Source organism: Flavobacterium sp. J49 (assembly GCF_011742145.1).
GTDB lineage: Bacteria > Bacteroidota > Bacteroidia > Flavobacteriales > Flavobacteriaceae > Flavobacterium.
On sequence record NZ_JAAQQU010000105.1, the window covers coordinates 197842 to 215101 of the forward strand.

Below are 17260 nucleotides of genomic sequence, written 5' to 3' on the forward strand. Positions count from 1 at the left end.
AATGAACAAGATTCTATCTATTGCATTGCTCCTATTCATTAGTTTTTCGGCTAATGCACAAGATAAAAAAGCCAAAGACTTGTTAGACCAAGTTACCGCTAAAGTTAAGACCTACGACAACATTTCCATCGATTTTAAATACTCGCTTTACAACAGCAAAGAGAACATCAACAAAGAAAGCAAAGGCAATTTGTTACTGGAAGGCAACAAATATGTATTGAACTTCTTAGGCGTAACCAAGATATACGATGGTAAAAAAAGCTACACCATTGTTCCCGAAGATGAAGAAGTCACTATTTCGAGTGTAAATGACAAAGATGAAAACGCCATTACACCGGCAAAAATGCTGACTTTTTTTAATAGTGGTTACAAATACTACTGGGACATTCCACAAGACTTAAAAGGACGTAAAATACAGTATATCAAATTGGTGCCTACCAACCCGAAAGACCAACGCAAAGAAGTGTTATTGGGCATCGATTCTCAAACGAAAAACATTTACAATGTGATTGAAATGGGAAAAAACGGTACTAAAACCACTTTGACTGTTAATTCTTTTAAAACCAATCAACCTTTATCAAAAAATCAGTTTACCTTTGCAGCGAGTAAATATCCCAATTACTACATCAACAAAATAGATTAAGCTCGAGGTGAAAATACTTGACCGGTACTTATTAAAATCTTTCCTGATTACATTTACTACGGTATTTGTAATCTTGTTTTTTATATTCGTACTCCAAGTAGTTTGGCTCTTTATCTCTGAATTGGCCGGAAAAGACTTAGACATCTTTATGATTCTGAAGTTCTTGCTTTTCAAAATGCCGAGTATCATTCCTTTAGTTTTACCGCTTTCGGTGTTATTGGCTTCTATCATGACCTTTGGTAGTTTGGCCGAGAACTATGAGTTTGCTGCCATGAAATCTTCGGGGATTTCTCTGCAAAGAGCGATGCGCAGTCTTACCGTTTTTATCTTCTTACTTAGTATTGTTGCCTTTTTCTTTGCCAATAATGTGATTCCTTTTGCCGAATACAAGTTTATTAACTTCCGCAGAAACATAGCCCAGGTTAAACCTGCCATGGCGATAGCCGAAGGGCAATTCAGCGAAGTAGGTGCTTACAACATCAAGGTGGAAAAGAAATCGGGGGAAAACGGCCGATACCTTAGCCAGGTTACCATTCACAAAAAATCCCAATTGGGCATGGGAAGCAACACGGTAATCAAAGCCCGAAAAGGGGAATTGGTGAGCAGTGAAGATTCTAATGTTTTAAAATTGGTACTCAACGACGGTAATTACTACGAAGACATTCCGATAAAGAAATTTGAAGACCGCGATAAAATGCCTTTTGCCAAGAGTGAGTTCCAAAGGTATGTCATCAACATTGACTTGTCTAAGCTGAATAACGCCAATTTAAACGAAGAAAAAATCACCAATACCAACACCATGTTGAATGTGGGTGAACTTACCTATACCCTCGATTCACTCCAGAAGAATTACAAAAAAGAAGTGCTTTCGTATACCGAAAACATCAACCAGCGTTCTGCCATGACGCTGACCGATTTGGTAAAAGATACCGTGGTACCGGTGCTCAACAATACCGATTTGCTGAGAACCTATTCCCAAAGCGACAAAACCCATATTTTGAGAGTGGCCAACAGCAATGTAGACGCCATGAACTTCTCGTTGGAATCTTCCAAATATGAACTGCAAAACAAACAGAAAAACATCAACCAACACTGGATTGCTTTGTATGACAAGTTTGTGATTGCTTATGCCTGTTTGCTGATGTTCTTTATCGGAGCACCATTGGGCGCCATTATCCGTAAAGGTGGTTTGGGATTGCCTATAGTGTTTGCCGTACTTATCTTTATCATCTTTCACTTCATCAATACTTTTGGCAAAAAGGTGGCGCAGCAAGATGAAATTACTCCTTTCTTGGGTTGTTGGATGTCTTCATTTGTATTGACCCCGTTGGCGATATTGTTGACCAAAAGGGCTACCGATGACAAAGGCTTTAGCATGAACTTTGATTGGTTGACCAATTTCTTTAACCGCATTTTCCCGGATAAAACCGTTCCTGTATTGGCCACCCAAGGGGTAACCCCTGACTTGGCTATAGACGCCGAAGAAGTTCACCAATATTTGAATACATTGCCGGGAGACAGCACTTCCAAAACCGTGGTTGACCAACAAGCATTAGCCACCGATACTCGTCCGGCGCACACCATTGCAGAACAATACCACTTGTTTAGCTTGGTGGGGTTATTGAGCAATTTACTTTTGATTGGCGTTTTCTTTTTGGGGAAACCCGATACTTTAGTTTTAAAACTCCTTGCCGCAGTATTGGCTATTGCGTTGTTCTTTAGCCTCTATAAAACCCAACAAGCCTTAACTGCTTTGGCCGCAAAAGCTGACAGAAAAGCGGATATCCCACTTTTGGTATTATTGGCAGCAGGGTTTCCTTTTTACTTCCTGTTCTTTGTTTACAACAGGATTTTAGTCAAACAACTTATTACAGCAACTAACACAACGGTCTAATGGACACCACCACTAAAATACAACTCAACACTATAGAAGAAGCCATTGAAGACATTCGCCAAGGCAAAGTCATTATCGTAGTAGATGATGAAGACCGTGAGAATGAAGGCGATTTCTTGGCCGCCGCCGAAAAGGTAACGCCTGAGATGATTAACTTTATGGCCACCCACGGCCGAGGACTGATTTGTGCGCCGCTTACCGAGCGTCGTTGCAACGAATTGGAACTGCACTCGATGGTAAAAAACAACACCGACCACATGGAAACGGCGTTTACCGTTTCGGTCGATTTAAAAGGCCATGGCGTTACCACCGGTATCTCGGCAGCCGACAGGGCGAAAACCATCTTGGCCCTAGTGAATGAAGACACCAAACCGTATGATTTAGCGCGTCCGGGACACATTTTCCCTTTAACGGCTAAGCAAGGCGGTGTTTTGAGAAGAACCGGTCATACCGAAGCCGCTATCGACTTTGCCAGACTGGCCGGCTTTAAATCGGCTGGGGTGATTGTGGAGATTATGAACGAAGACGGTACCATGGCGCGTTTACCAGAATTGGTAGAAGTGGCAAAACGATTTGATTTGAAATTGGTTTCCATAGAAGACTTGGTGGCCTACCGCATGCAACACGACAGTCTGATTGTAAAGAAAGAAGACTTTGACATAGAAACCCGCTTTGGTTCGTTCCGTTTGAGAGCTTACCTGCAAACGACCAACAAACAAGTGCACTTGGCCCTCACCAAAGGCAGTTGGAATACCGGCGAACCTATCTTAACGCGTATCATTTCGACCCAAGCCAATAACGACATCCTAAACAGTTTAACCGATTGTATGGATAAAAAGCTGGACGATGTGTTTAACCGCATCATCCAAGAAGGCAAAGGCGCTATCCTATTTGTAAACCCGGAGAAAGACTCTTCGGATTTGTTGAATAGGTTAACAGAACTCAAACAACTGCAAGCGGAAGGAATCTTAAAAGCCCCGCAAATTAAAATGGACATCAAAGACTTTGGTATTGGTGCCCAAATACTACACGATATTGACATAGCGAAGATTCGATTAATCTCAAACACTACCCAAACCAAGCGTGTGGGGATGATTGGATATGGATTGGAGATTACGGAGTATGTTCCATATTAAAGTACGAAGTACGAAGTGAGAAGAAGTTATTTTAAGGACTAAATGACAGTTAGTGAATGGGATAGCTTTAATGCAAAAAAATAAGTGTATTTTTTACCTTAAATCTTTTTGCAAAATGAAAAAGGTTGTTATATTTGCAACCGCATTACGCAAGTAGGCACCGACTTATTGGAGAAATGGCAGAGTGGTCGATTGCGGCAGTCTTGAAAACTGTTGACTGTAACAGGTCCGGGGGTTCGAATCCCTCTTTCTCCGCAAAGGAAAACCGATTAGGAAACTAATCGGTTTTTTTATTTCCTAAAAGTACCAAAAATTTACTTTTCCTTCGGCAGTCGCTTCGCTCGTGTGAGTGCTTTTACGAAATAAAAAAACAAGGCTGTGAAACAGCCTTTGGTTTTGCTTTGCTCAGTTCGGCTAAAGCCTCGGGTCGATACAATTTTTAAACTCAAAAGCTGGCGCTTTTAACTTTAAAAATCACTCGAAGTGACGTAAAGAGGACGTTTTGTTATCAAGAGGTCGTCAGTTCGAGTGGTTTTAACAGAACTTCCTACCGCAGCACATAGCCGTCAGTTCGAGTGTTTTTTATGGAGTGATAACGGAATAAAAAAATGTATCGAGAACTGTTATGCGAACAAGACTTCTCGATACAATTTTTAAACTCAAAAGCTGGCGCTTTTAACTTTAAAAACCACTCGAAGTGACGTAAAGAGGACGTTTTGTTATTAAGAGGCCGTCTGTTCTACCCTTCGATACATTTTAAACTACATTCAAAACATTCAGGGTGACGGGAACGATAAGATGTAGTAAATATGTAACTTATATCTTTTATTATACAACACCCTTACCCTAAAACACCCTTACTTTTGAATTACCCCAAATAATTTGATTTAACCTCATTTATCCATCGGATTAAACACCCTATGGTAAATAAATACCTTTTACAAAATGGATAAAGAAACTACTTCCAAATCCTTATCTATTGTAATACAGGAACTTATTCTGCAAAACGAGGAAAAGGACAGCTGCTTACAAAGCCTTCTCTTGGCCAACCAACAACAAAAAGAAACAGAAGCTGAAATCCGGCGGCTGAACCGGTCATTAGAACAAAAAGTAATCCGACGTACTGCGCAATATGCTTTTATCAGTCAAATCAATCAGGCCATTGTGCAATCAAAAGATGCCAAGACATTGTTTAGGAATGCGTGCCAAATTGCGCTTGAATTTGGACAGTTTAAAATAGCCTGGATTGGCCGTTTTGACACCCGACGCAAAAAAATTACCCTCCTGAGTTCTGAAGGCATTCCTAAAAAAGACCTCACCCTCTTTGCGAGAGTTCCCTATCAATTCAATGGCGCACAGGATCAAGTACTGCAAACCGGTCAACCTTACCTTTGCAATGATGTAGCGCATAATTTGGCATCAGAAAATTGGAAGCCGTATGCCGCCAAACAAGGAATACGCTCGCTAATTGTACTCCCCATACGGAAAACCGCAAAAATATTCGGCACCTTTAATCTGTATGCTACCGAACCTGATTTTTTTGACGAGGAAGATGTGAAGTTGGTAACCGAAGTAGCCCGCGATATTTCCTTTGCCCTGGGTCTTTTTGAAAAACAAAAAAGGCACAAAATGGTGGAAAACCTCATTTTAAAAAACGAAAAAAGATTCCGGGCCTTGATAGAAAACAGTGCCGATATGATAACGCTTTCTTCAAGAGAAGGCAAATTGTTATATGCCAGCAGCAACGTTACCAAACTGTTTGGCTATGACACCGAAGAGGTGCCCAAAGCAATAGTGAATGATTTTATCCACCCCGATGACCTCCCCGATTTTTTAAAAAAAAGAACCCAACTGTTGGAATCACCGGGTGAATCCTTTTACACTCAAATTCGGATAAAGCACAAAAGAGGCAAGTGGATTTGGTGCGAAACCACCATCACCAACCTTTTGGAAAAAGCAGACATCAATGCCTTGTTGTCGAACTTTCGCGATATTACCGAAAAGAAAGCCATAGAAAAGCAACTCATAAAAAAAGAGGCTTTCAACCGCGGAATACTCGACTCCCTGAGCTCCAACATTGCCGTTATAGAAAACACCGGAGCCATAGTAGCCGTAAACGAGTCTTGGAAAAATTTCGGCAAAGAGAATGGCGACCCTAATCTTCAAAACACCGCGGAGGGCATCAACTATTTTGACGTCTGTCGTATGTCGGCCCAAGCCGGAAATGACTTAGCCGATAAAGTTTTACAAGGCATGATTGCCATTTTAGAAGATAAGGATAACGATTTTTACCTGGAATACCCTTGCAACTCGCCGGAGGAATCAAGGTGGTTTGGCATGCGGGCTATCAAATTTAAAAGTGATGTTCCCATGATTGTGGTTTCGCATACCGATATTTCTGTACGCAAATTGGCAGAGGAAAACCTAAAGCAAAGTGAAGCCCGATTAAAAGAAGCACAGGCCTTAGCACACATTAGCAACTGGGAAGTATGCTTGTTAAGCGGTACGCACAACTGGTCTGACGAATTTTATAACTTGTGTGGATTCAGCCCCGAAGAGATGCAGCCCTCGGCTAAGGCTTTTTTGTTGCTGATACATCCAGAAGATCGCGATAACATCAAAGAAATACTCGATAAAACCAGCACCTCATTTGAAGCCAACTCTTTCAATGCCCGAATCAAAAAGAAAGACGGTGCCATCAGGTATGTTTATACAGAGTGGAAATTTGATTTTGACAAAAACAACAAACCCATTCGTCATTTTGGGATACTTCAAGATATAACCGAAAGAAAGATAGCCGAGCAAGAGCGCGAGAAGTTGTCCAATGACTTAATCCAACGCAATCTCGATTTGGAGCAGTTTACTTATATCATATCTCATAATTTACGGGCACCAACCGCCAACATCATTGGCTATGCCGATAGCCTGCAAGACGAAGACAATACGCCCGAGGAGCAAAAACAATTGGTCAATGGCCTGGCCGCTTCCGTTAGCGGATTAGACACCATCATCAAAGATATCAACGGCATACTGGCTATAAAAGGCGACACGTATGAGAAAAGAGAATTGATTTCGTTATCAAAATTAGTAGATGATGTGGCCAATAGTATTGAACACATCATGAAGAAGCACCAAGTAGCGCTTAAGGCAGACTTTTCGGAAGTCGATAAAGTCATTACGCTAAAAGGCTATATGCACAGCATTTTTTACAATCTAATCAGTAACAGTATCAAATACAGCAAACCCAATGTGCGCCCGATTATCCGTATAAAAAGCAAAAAAGAAGGCCACAAAATAACCCTTCTTTTCCAAGACAACGGCTTGGGTATTGACTTACAAATAAATGGCGGAAAGATATTCGGGTTGTACAAACGATTTCACTCCCATACAGAGGGCAAAGGTTTGGGGCTTTTTATGGTAAAAACACAAGTGGAAGCCATAGGCGGAAAAATCAGTGTGGCCAGCAAACCCAACCATGGTACTACATTTACTATCGAATTTGAAAAACAACCACAAGGATGACAGCAGTGAAACAATTTCTGGTCGTAGACGATGACCGTCAAAATAACTTTTTAACCGAAATGGCTTTAAAGAAATCATTTGAAGCCGCAGAGGTGACTGTATTCATGGTTCCGGAATTGGCCTTGGAACACATTGAGACCCAATTTCAAAACACTGAAGACAAAAAGATAACGATTATTTTAGACATCAATATGCCAACGATGAGCGGTTGGGAGTTTGTTGAAAAATTCAATGCGCTTGATAAAAGCCTTAAGAAGCTATTCGAGATTTATATGCTTTCGTCCTCTATAGACGCGGCAGACATTAATCGGGCCAAGGGTAATCCGCTCATTTTAGATTTTATTGAAAAGCCTTTGAACAAAATGATTGTGAAGAAGATATTTGGCGAGTCAATCTGATAAGGAAGTCAAAAATATCACGGCCGGTGGGATTGGGAGAATTAATGTGTTGAGAAAGATTTTTGATGGTATTAGGAAGTGTTGGATAAACTTCTGCCCGTTTACCAAAAAAGGGAATTATGATTGCAGTTGTAGAAAACTTAGTCTCTTTACTATCCCGGGGATATGCCTATTTACAACACAAGACATGCTTTATGAACAGTAATACTATACAATATGAACCTGATTTGTTTTCTTTTTTGTCTGTAATTAATCTTCCCAACCACACAAATCCAATCCTTTTTCTTTAGCTTCTTTCAAAGTGACTTTGATAACTTCATGCTTGCAAGCGCTTAATCCTCGGCAAAATTCTTTGAGATGGTATTTCTTGGCTCCTTTGCTATTACAGATGTAGACATTATCAGCAGTATCCACAAACGAGGTTAAGGTTATAAAAACCAAAAGTAAGACTGCTTTTTTCATTGGACGACTTTTAAAGTTTTATAAAGATAGGAATTTTAATCAACAGTTAGTTCGTATTCGTTTCCTTCTTGGTCAGTAGCTTTTAATTTGCCATAACCAATCCATTCAACCTCAACCTCAACCACTTCCCCATCTGATTTGGTAATTGTTCCGGTTCCGTATTTGTCTTCCATGCTTACATTACCGGTAACATTGTTTCCGTCAATATCATCACCTGACACATCATAATTATAGCCATAATCACCGCTGCTTCCGGTTCTGTATTCATATTTATAGCTGGTGTCTCTGTGAACTCTTTTTAATTCCTGTTCTGTTAATTCCCCGACGTTAGCCGGCACAAAATTTTGCTGTGGCGCTTGCTCTTTTTGCTGACATGCACTTAAGAAAAGCAGGTTAAATATTGTAAATAACTGCAGTGAAAGGAGTAATGTTCTTTTCATAACGAAAACTTTATTTTAATTCTAATTCAATGGCAAGCGGAATGTGATCTGAAACTTCTCTGGCACTATTAAAATCAGTAAAGTCCTGATAGAATAAAATCGCCTTAGCATTCTTGACTAAAAACTTGTTACTGTTGTACCATATATTGTCAAATTCGTTGGAGAGACAATTGTTATCATCACACCTTTTTTTTAATGATGTCTTTTGGTTTTCAAATGCCGGTTTATATCCCATTTTCTTTAAGGGATTAAAAACTGTATGGGTTTGTGGACAATTAAAATCTCCAACAAAAACAATATTCAGAGAAGGATACTGAGCAGGTAAATTTTTAAAATGTTTGATTTCGGTTTCGGGCTGCTTACTTTTGGTGATGGCGTGGAAGTTGGCTAGGGTAAATTGTTTTTTATGGTATTCAAACGTGGCGTAATAGGGTTCACGATCAATTAATAAACTGAATTTTTTTTCCAACCAAGGTTTATTAACTAATCTAACTTTAGCGGTTTTCCAAAGAAAAGCATAGCGCTCCGTTTTGTAGGCCGAGCTACTTGTTGGATCGCTAATAGCATAATCCCACTTAGCACCTTTTCTGTTGAGTTCGTCGGCTAGTTTGGCAACAGCTTGAGCACCGCCGTATCCGGCAACTACCTCTTGCAAGGCGATTATATCATAACCTTTGACGGTATTGGCAATGTAGTTAATGACGCTGTCAGATTTGGATTGGCCGAGGTTTTCAACGTTCCAAGTTAGGATTTTGGGTTGGGCGGTGAGGGTGGCTGTTAGGAAAAGAAATAATAGAATTAAACTCTTTTTAATTATCATTTAGTTTGTTTTGAGTTATTATTGAAAAAGAGAGAGACTAAAAGACTAATTCCAACTATCAAATCTACTAAATTCCATAATGTTCTGCCAAGTGCAATTTTGAAAAACGGTTGAAACAATAAAGCAAGTCCACAATAAATTATCATTTCTGTCTTTCTACCCTCTTGATTGGCTCTATAAGCTAAAATTGTAAAACCGATTAGTCCTGCTAATCGAACGAATTGGAAATAGCCATAGGGCATGTCTGCGAGGCAGAGAAATAATAAGATAGCTAGAACTATTTTAATTACATTATCCATAATTAATATTATTTTAAATAATATAAGCGAGTACCAGGAATACCAAAACTCCAATACTTTCTACCGTCTGGACTTACTCCAAAACGAAATCCTAAAAACCCAAAACTTGTTCCAACACCTTTTTTGGAAACTGTAGCTCTGAAAGGACCGATATTCTTTGATTTTCTAAAACGCCAAGCCATTATACTCTATCAAATTCTAAAATGTCATTATTAATTTTATCCGTCAATTTCAATTTGTCTTTTGTTATTTCTGAAATTGAATAGTTTATTTTGTTGCCAAGTAAATCAATTTCAATTTCATCTTTCATTGAATTGTAATTCCATTTACCCTTATTCAACTGTTCATTTTCGAAGTACAATAATTCATTATCTGTCAAAGAGCCGTTTCTGAAAAAATACTCTATTTTATCAGGTGAGCCTTTTTGTCTCCAAAATGATTCTTCAATTTTAGGTTTGTCGTTTACAGTATTTGTGGGGTTTGCTTGATTATACATTCCTTTAGCTTGCATTAATGCCTTTGCTTTTTCTTCTTGATACCAAGCATCAGCATAAATATTGGCAAGGTCTCTTTGATAATCTGCAAGTTTATTTAATAGCTCTTTATTGTTACGAAGTTCAACTTCCAATTTATCTTTTTCTGCATCCAGCCTGATAGAACCACTTAATTTTGCTGCATCATTTGCGAGTCGCATATACTCATTTATTTCACGATTAAGCATATCAACCTTTTTACTTTCATCAATGTAAATTTGGTACTCAATAGCATCAAGTTTTTCATCATAAGGCCCCCGCTTTGTTAAAAGTTTTACCACAACAGGAGCAGTTTCTAATACAATGAATAAAAGAGTAATTATCAAACTTGCCCACCAAATTGAGTTTCCTAGAAAGTTAATATTCTGAGGATTTAAACTAAATTTAGAAATATTACCGAGGGCTTCAAGTCTTGCTGGCAAGTCAGCACTTGCAAGTGCTGTTTGTTGACATCTTGCTATAAATGTTGGTTTGTCAGAATTAAGCCTTGATATTTCAGCAAAAATAGGTGAACGCAGCGTATCAAATTTGGCATTGATTTTAGCTTCTTCAGCAATAAAGGTCTTTTGTATTTCACCTTTATCATTGTTTTTATTAGTCAAATCTAATTTAAGAGGGGCTAATTCTTTATTAATATCTGCATTTCGCTTTTGTAAATCAATTGCTTTTTGATTGTATTTCCACTTAGGTTGCCAACCTGTTTGAACTTTTGTCGGTTTACCATCAATTAACTCTGTTTTATAAACAGGTCTAAGGTCATTTTGGTCTTGATACTGATTTTTAGCAATTTCTTTATCGTTATTAGCCTTTTCTTTTTCTAAGGAACTGATTTTTGAATCGATATTTGGAATCTCTGCAATTAAACCAACATAGATTGGATTTTGAGAGTATATGTTTGCTTTCTCATTATCTTGTTGTGCCTGAATATCAGTTAACTTCTTGTTTTGCTCTTCTATTTTGTCATTAAATTCTGTTTCGCAGGAAGCAATATCTGCTCTTTGTATAGCATCTAACTCTTTGTTTATCCTTTTATCAAACATTTTTAATTCAATTGGTTTTGAAACTGTCAAGGCAATAATCAAGGCGATAATAAAACGGGGAGAAGCCATATAAATTTGATTCCAAAACAATCGGTTTCTTTCCGATTTCAGTTCTTCTTTTTTATTTGGGACGGTTTCTTTTTTTATGTCTGTTTGAGTTGGTATTTTTTCTTTCCTAAGACTTAAAACAATATACCTGTCAAGGTTAAATATTACTATCGCCCAAAACACACCAAAAAGTATTGATACAATATTGTTATCAAAAACAAAATGCATAGCATAAGCACCACTAAGCAAAGCAAGACAAGCCGTTAAAAAAATGGTTGCACCAATTCCAGCAAATTTGTTCCATTCCGTTGGGCAATCCTTTATTATCTCCTTATCTGCTCCTGAACAGAGTATAAAGAAGTTCTGCAAACCGCTTGGCTTTCTCATATTATTATCTTGATATTTTTCTCCTAATGCTTTCATATATACTCGAAAGATTTAATTCATTTTTGGGTTTATGCTGTGGTTTCAATGTTCTCAATTCATTACTTTGTTCCGTGTAAATTGGTCTAGGACTAATTAGTGAGTCGAAATTTATTGAAACATCAATTTTTGGCGAACTGATTTGTATCGGATTCAAATTAACTCTGCTCGTAAATTCGGGCATTGGAATTTTTAAAGTTTCGATAACAGGTGTAGGGAAGGTTGAAATGTGAATTTGTTGTTCATCTATTCCAAACTTGTTTGTTGCACTAATTTTGTAATTGCGTTCTGAATTTGGTTTTACTGTAATAGAGTCACTTTCTTTTACTATGCCTATGCCTTCATTTATTACTATCTCGTCAGCTCCTTCTACTTTCCAACTTAAAGTGACTTCAACGCCAGAAATTATATTTTCTCTGTCAGTTTTGAAGTAAACTATTTTTGGTTTAGCTGTTAAATTATTGAGCCAATCTGTCGTGTTTGGTCTTATTGCAGGATTTGTTATTCCTTGGTCAAAACAGCGTAAAAATAATTTTTGAACACGGTCAGGCAGATTTTTGAAATTGTAATGCGGAATTGCAATAACTTCAAAATAATTAGACTTAGAACCAAAAGGAAATAAACCTGCTTGTATCTTTTGTTCAGGTGTGTTTAAATTTTCGTAAGGTGCTTTTGTAGTTCCAATGAAAGGGTGAATACCACAAAGAATTTCATAAAATATGACACCAATAATAAATAAGTCCCACGAAAGTTCTTTATGCTCAATTATGGTTTCAGGTGGATTGTATTTTGGCGTATTCATTTTTGATTGAAAACGAATTTGACCACCATCTGAAATTTGACAAGAATCTAAATCAAGTATAGAAACTAAACCATTTGATTTTACCCTTATATTTTCTGGTTTCAAGTCTCCAATAACATAATGGCCTGTGGCGTGTAGAGCATTTACCGCTTTAGCAATGTTGCTGCACAAGATTAGCCGAAGAATCATTGAATCAGAATTGTCTCTATAGAATTTTTGCCATTCTGAACCTAATTCGGGTTTTAGCTTTACTCTGCATAATTCTTCTAAATCAATGCCTTCTGCTTTTGGCATTATGAAGCCAACAAAATCGTTATTGTCTAAAAGTATCTGTTGAGGCCAAATAAGAAAATTATGACCGTTTCCATCTTGAATATTTGCAGGTGGATTATCCACCATATATCTTACTTTATATCGCCTTTCATTTGTTCTCTTGTCAGGATATAATATTTTGGCAACTGAATTTCGATAATTAGCAGGGCTTAAAATTTCATATACTGCACCTTCTCCACCTTCACCGAGTGGATTGTCGGCAACAGACAAAGTTGCTCCATTCTGTAAAGTGAAGTTCTTAGGCATTGCTTACGTTGATTATTAAAGTTCCTAGAATTAAGGTTTTGTCATCTATTTCAGATTCAAATTTTGAGTTACCATTATGAAGAAATTTCAACCATAAATCATCAATTTCTTCTGATGATTTACCGCTTGTAGCAAGTTCTCTTAGAATTGCTACATTGGGGTTAAAAAATTTCGGGTATGGATTGTTTAATCTTTCGTATAGTTGGGTTTCGTCATTAAAACGATTTAACTCAAAAGTAGCAGATTCACACCCGTCCGACATTAAAGTGAAAGACTGAATTTGGTTGTTAACTTTTATTGTTCTAATAAATTCATTGGGCTGTTCCCAAATGTCCGAGGTAATAAAAATGGTTTGATTAGCTTCTTCTCCTTTGAAGGGTTCTAAAACCGAATACCAATTGTTGTCGAAATCTTGGTAACCTGCTCTACCATCTCCAATATGACTGCAAATCAGCCCTGACTTACTAAACACAACAATTATAGATGTAGCGGCTAAAGATTTGATTGACAAATTATTTTCCAAAGAATATTCTTCAAACTTTTTATAAAGTAATTTATAAAACTCAATAAAGAAGCTATCAACTTCTATTTGTTCTTTCTGAATTAATTCTTGAAAAGAAATTTTGGAAAATATCTCATTAAGTAATTCGATACCCTTATCAACAACGATTTTGGAACCTAAATCTGAATGGCTAGCGGAGCCAGCTCCGTCAGAAACAATTGCTATACCATAATCCATTTCTAGATTGAAAAACACACCATTTGAATCTTGACAAGGTGAATTATCTTCAATATGTCTTCCTCCAATTGAACTTCCCTTAGCAATTACCCAATTACCATACATATAACTATATAGGTGTTTGTGTAAAGTCTCCGCCGCCCCAACCAGTCCTTGTGAAGTCTTGTACAGTTTCAAATTTCACAACTTCACCTTCGGTAGATTGACTAACTTTATCAAGACTATTACTTAACCATTTGAACACATTATCAAACTTTTGCCAATCTATTGGTAGTGGTGGGAATTCAGGAGTCGAAATTTTATTCATAATATTTTGGTCTGATCCTTCTACACCCATTGGCAAAAACGCAAAGTGCTTTCCTTTATGACCAATATTAATTTCATTTGCTAATCCATCAATGTCTTGGCCTTGGTCAGGGTAGCCGTCTGTCATTAAAACTATCCAAGGTCTAAAAAATCCAATTCCATTGTTTCTATACCATTGTTTCCTGTCTTCAACTATTTTTATTGCTGCTCTAACTCCATCAACCAATTTTGTAGAGCCTTTTATTTTCAAAGGAAATTTGTCAGTAGTATCCATGTTATCAACTAAGGCAGGTTCTTGAACACATTCAATTGTTGAATTGAAAGTGATTATTGAAACTTCAACTGAAAATCTAGTTGAATTTTTAGATTTTAGATAATCGCCAAAACCTAGAAGTCCTTTATTTAATTCGTTAATAGGACCTCCTTCCATTGAGTACGAGGTATCTAATACAAGTACACAAAGACATCTTGTGTCAAAATTCTCCGGTGTTTCTCCTTGAAATGGTGTAATTTGAGTCATACTATTCAATATTAATTAGTTGATAAAATGATATTCCAAAAATGATAAGGATGATTATCAGAAAAAGACATCCTTTGGAATTTGCTGTTTTTCTATATGTTAGTCCGGGAACACCGGTTTTAAGGGAATAACCTTTTGTACTAAAAGAGCCTAGTTTAGTTCGTACACTTGGTGAAATTCCGGATTTACTTATATTAAAACCAAACCCTTTTCCTATGTTGATTCTTTTACTAAAACGAAAACCCATATAATTAACCTTTAAACTATCAATTTTAACATTTCCCTCTGCAACCAAAATGCACTCTTGTCATTTTTATTAACAAATGTTTATTTAAGCATTTGCCACCGAAACAGCCTATGGAGTACTGTTCCGGCGCAAATACTACCACAATTATATTATCGGGAACACGACCAAATGAGGCTGTCTCCTTTATCGGCATTGTTTTTCCAATTGAGGACTTGTAGATTGTTTACATTGTCATTGCCTCCCATGGCTACCGGGAAAATATGGTCAATTTCCCAACCATACATTGAATCTCTATTACCATGGTCTGTATATCTGATGGCAAAACCGCAAAGGTCTCTTCGCCATAATTCGGAGGGATAATTCGGGATGATAGTGGCTTTGCTCCAAACCAATTGTTTGATCTCCTCGGACCAAGCGGAACCATTACAGTCTGTGTTAGGTTTTCTAATCATGTAGAAGTTAATATTTCCAAGTATCCGCTTGGGTTTTAGTATAAGAAACATAAAATTTTGCCGGAGCGCTTTCTTTAAAAACGCTTACTGTTCCGCCATTCTTTTGATTACAAAAAGCATTCTTCTCTAATTTTAATGCATCTTTTGAAGCTATATTGGTGATCTGGGAAACATAAAAATCATTTTTAACCTTGTTCAGTTTATCCCCTAACTTGTATGTAATAGTATTGTAGAAACGGATTGGGGTTGATTGTTCCGAAAATGTTTTGGTGCTTGTTTGTTTTGAAGAAGGAAAACGTAGTAAATCACAATCTCTAAAGAGGGTTTCATTAATCTTAAACTCTGAAACAGTTTTTGACGTCTTTGACGGAACAGCAATTACTTTTGCTTCAATTACTTCTACGCCACTGGTGCTGTTTGTGGCCAAAGTATTTGAGGTATATCCTGACAATGACAACCATCCCCATTGCGTAAACCCTGTTGTTTTGGTTGTTTTTGAAGCGGTATCACTAGAATTACTAAAGATTCTGTTTTGGTAATAATCATAAGCTCTGTCATTAATAACATAGAAGCTTTCCTCTAATTGAAGATAAATAACTTCACTAGTCTTATTGTAAAAAGTAAACCCGGCATTTCCGCTTTCCGACCAAAGATTGTAACTTATTTTACAATTGTTATCTTCAAAAACTATGGCGTTCCCTGAAGGTTTTACCGTTTCTGATTTGGTTTCATAAATCTGATAATAAGGAATAACTGCATTACACGATACCAAAAGGCATAGTAATAATAGTGAGGTAATTTTTTTCATGGTTTGATTGTTTGAATTAGTAATCAAACTTATGACTAATGAAATTGCCTTCCTTACGGATTTCCGTAACGGCATAAAAAAACACTCCTGAGAGTGTTTATGAATTATAAAACTGATTACATTTTCTGATAACCTGCTTCTCCGTTGCGTTTGAGTTTGACCTTGTAATTATCACAACGGTCACAGCGGTAACTGGATTGCCAAGTTAAAGACAACTCATGCACCCCTTGCGTTCTCCCAATCTTAGATATGTTCCAATCATAGGAATAGCCAAAAGTAAACTCACTTGATTTAAAAGAAAGGACTGGGTTTATTGAGGTCACCAAATGACTATTTGATGCTCTTCCTTCAGGGTTTGTAACAGCAATAACACCAAAACTGAATCTGCTGTAGTCCATTACCCCGCCAATATCCAATCGATTATATTGCCCTTGTCGCATATAATTGGCTGTAATTAACAAAGTAGAATCTTCGGGAATGAGTTTGGAAGGTGAATTTAGAAATTCAAAGTAAAATCCACCATGAACCGTTAAAAACAAGTCTAATGGCACATTCGCATTCTCTCTGAAGGAAATGTCAGGTCGGTTCAAATGTTTTACCGCTGCCCCAAACCAAGCATTATCTTGGTCGAATACAAAACCTGCAGAGAAATCCATGAAGTTAATTTTGTTGCTGTAGTTCATCACACCGGGATCAACACTGCCGGGACTAATGGCTCCGGTATTGATATTAATCTGATCTTCTAACAATAGGTTATTAAAATTATAATCTTTCCTGCCATAACCTGCCTCGAGACCTAATCTCAATCGCCAATCATAATCCAAATCTATGCGATAAGAAAAGACGCCGTTGAACTTGAAATAGTTGTAGCCGGTAAAGACTTCACTGTGGTTTAAAACCGTCACACCTACTCCTATTTCGTCACTAATCAAGTTGTTGGCAAAGCCAAATTGGGTGTCTATTTTTCGATTCCCATCGGGCCATTGACGCCTGTGAATGATTCCGGCATTCCAAGTATTGGAAATTCCGGTAAAAGCAGGATTAAGAATTTCAGGCACCAAGTAAAACTGGGTAAAGACAGGGTCTTGTGCCTTTATGTTTATTGAAAAAAGTGTAAAAACTATTAGGGATACTATTTTAAATTTCATT

17 protein-coding genes, 1 tRNA gene and 1 pseudogene are annotated in these 17260 nt (G+C 37.4%); 6 read left to right on the top strand and 13 right to left on the bottom strand.

Features of this window, described 5'->3' with window-relative positions:
• Position 1: 1 nt before the first annotated feature.
• From HA632_RS11685 to HA632_RS11710, 6 genes and pseudogenes are all read left to right on the top strand, one after another.
• On the top strand, positions 2-643 hold the full coding sequence (locus HA632_RS11685; RefSeq protein ID WP_176307378.1) for an outer membrane lipoprotein carrier protein LolA: 642 nt from the start codon (positions 2-4) through the stop codon (positions 641-643).
• A gap of 7 nt (positions 644-650) precedes the next feature.
• Positions 651-2030 (top strand): annotated as a pseudogene (locus tag HA632_RS11690) (LptF/LptG family permease); the annotation flags it as partial.
• Positions 2031-2536: 506 nt separating this feature from the next.
• Positions 2537-3673 carry a 3,4-dihydroxy-2-butanone-4-phosphate synthase gene (ribB, locus tag HA632_RS11695; protein ID WP_176307380.1) on the top strand — a complete coding sequence of 379 codons (1137 nt, stop codon included), beginning with the start codon at positions 2537-2539 and terminating at the stop codon, positions 3671-3673.
• Between the two features lie 170 nt (positions 3674-3843).
• A tRNA-Ser gene (locus tag HA632_RS11700) sits at positions 3844-3928 on the top strand.
• Positions 3929-4618: 690 nt separating this feature from the next.
• Positions 4619-7195, top strand: a complete 2577-nt coding sequence (locus HA632_RS11705; protein ID WP_176307381.1) for a PAS domain S-box protein — start codon at positions 4619-4621, stop codon at positions 7193-7195.
• Complete coding sequence (locus HA632_RS11710) at positions 7192-7593, top strand: response regulator (protein ID WP_217902851.1); 402 nt, start codon at positions 7192-7194, stop codon at positions 7591-7593. Before HA632_RS11705 ends, HA632_RS11710 begins: the two co-directional genes overlap by 4 nt.
• 249 nt (positions 7594-7842) lie before the next feature.
• Here HA632_RS11710 and HA632_RS11715 read toward each other — a convergent pair whose 3' ends face one another.
• The 13 genes from HA632_RS11715 to HA632_RS11775 all read right to left on the bottom strand — a co-directional run bounded on the left by HA632_RS11715 (position 7843) and on the right by HA632_RS11775 (position 17259).
• The gene (locus tag HA632_RS11715) at positions 7843-8055 is read right to left on the bottom strand and encodes a hypothetical protein (RefSeq protein WP_176307382.1); all 213 of its coding nucleotides are present in this window, start codon (positions 8053-8055) and stop codon (positions 7843-7845) included.
• 35 nt (positions 8056-8090) lie between these two features.
• A complete protein-coding gene (locus HA632_RS11720) occupies positions 8091-8495 on the bottom strand; it encodes a hypothetical protein (RefSeq protein ID WP_217902852.1) in 405 nt (134 codons plus the stop codon).
• Between the two features lie 10 nt (positions 8496-8505).
• Positions 8506-9315: an endonuclease/exonuclease/phosphatase family protein gene (locus HA632_RS11725; protein ID WP_176307383.1), complete on the bottom strand. Its 810-nt coding sequence runs from the start codon at positions 9313-9315 to the stop codon at positions 8506-8508.
• Entirely contained in the window at positions 9312-9614 is a 303-nt protein-coding gene (locus HA632_RS11730; protein ID WP_176307384.1) for a DUF6804 family protein, read from the bottom strand. Before HA632_RS11730 ends, HA632_RS11725 begins: the two co-directional genes overlap by 4 nt.
• Before the next feature lie 8 nt (positions 9615-9622).
• Positions 9623-9796, bottom strand: a complete 174-nt coding sequence (locus tag HA632_RS14075) for a DUF4236 domain-containing protein (protein WP_176307385.1) — start codon at positions 9794-9796, stop codon at positions 9623-9625.
• Positions 9796-11658, bottom strand: a complete 1863-nt coding sequence (locus HA632_RS11740; RefSeq protein ID WP_176307386.1) for a DUF4407 domain-containing protein — start codon at positions 11656-11658, stop codon at positions 9796-9798. The genes HA632_RS14075 and HA632_RS11740 overlap by 1 nt, the downstream gene beginning before the upstream one ends.
• On the bottom strand, positions 11627-13039 hold the full coding sequence (locus tag HA632_RS11745) for a hypothetical protein (RefSeq protein WP_176307387.1): 1413 nt from the start codon (positions 13037-13039) through the stop codon (positions 11627-11629). The genes HA632_RS11740 and HA632_RS11745 overlap by 32 nt, the downstream gene beginning before the upstream one ends.
• The gene (locus tag HA632_RS11750) at positions 13032-13883 is read right to left on the bottom strand and encodes a PP2C family serine/threonine-protein phosphatase (protein WP_176307388.1); all 852 of its coding nucleotides are present in this window, start codon (positions 13881-13883) and stop codon (positions 13032-13034) included. Before HA632_RS11750 ends, HA632_RS11745 begins: the two co-directional genes overlap by 8 nt.
• Positions 13884-13887: 4 nt before the next feature.
• Complete coding sequence (locus HA632_RS11755) at positions 13888-14604, bottom strand: VWA domain-containing protein (protein WP_176307389.1); 717 nt, start codon at positions 14602-14604, stop codon at positions 13888-13890.
• Between the two features lies 1 nt (position 14605).
• Entirely contained in the window at positions 14606-14851 is a 246-nt protein-coding gene (locus tag HA632_RS14080) for a DUF4236 domain-containing protein (RefSeq protein ID WP_176307796.1), read from the bottom strand.
• A 149-nt stretch (positions 14852-15000) separates the two neighbouring features.
• Positions 15001-15303, bottom strand: a complete 303-nt coding sequence (locus HA632_RS11765; RefSeq protein ID WP_176307390.1) for an HNH endonuclease signature motif containing protein — start codon at positions 15301-15303, stop codon at positions 15001-15003.
• A 7-nt stretch (positions 15304-15310) separates the two neighbouring features.
• A complete protein-coding gene (locus HA632_RS11770) occupies positions 15311-16111 on the bottom strand; it encodes a hypothetical protein (protein WP_176307391.1) in 801 nt (266 codons plus the stop codon).
• Between the two features lie 116 nt (positions 16112-16227).
• A complete protein-coding gene (locus tag HA632_RS11775; RefSeq protein WP_176307392.1) occupies positions 16228-17259 on the bottom strand; it encodes a PorP/SprF family type IX secretion system membrane protein in 1032 nt (343 codons plus the stop codon).
• Position 17260 lies beyond the last annotated feature (1 nt).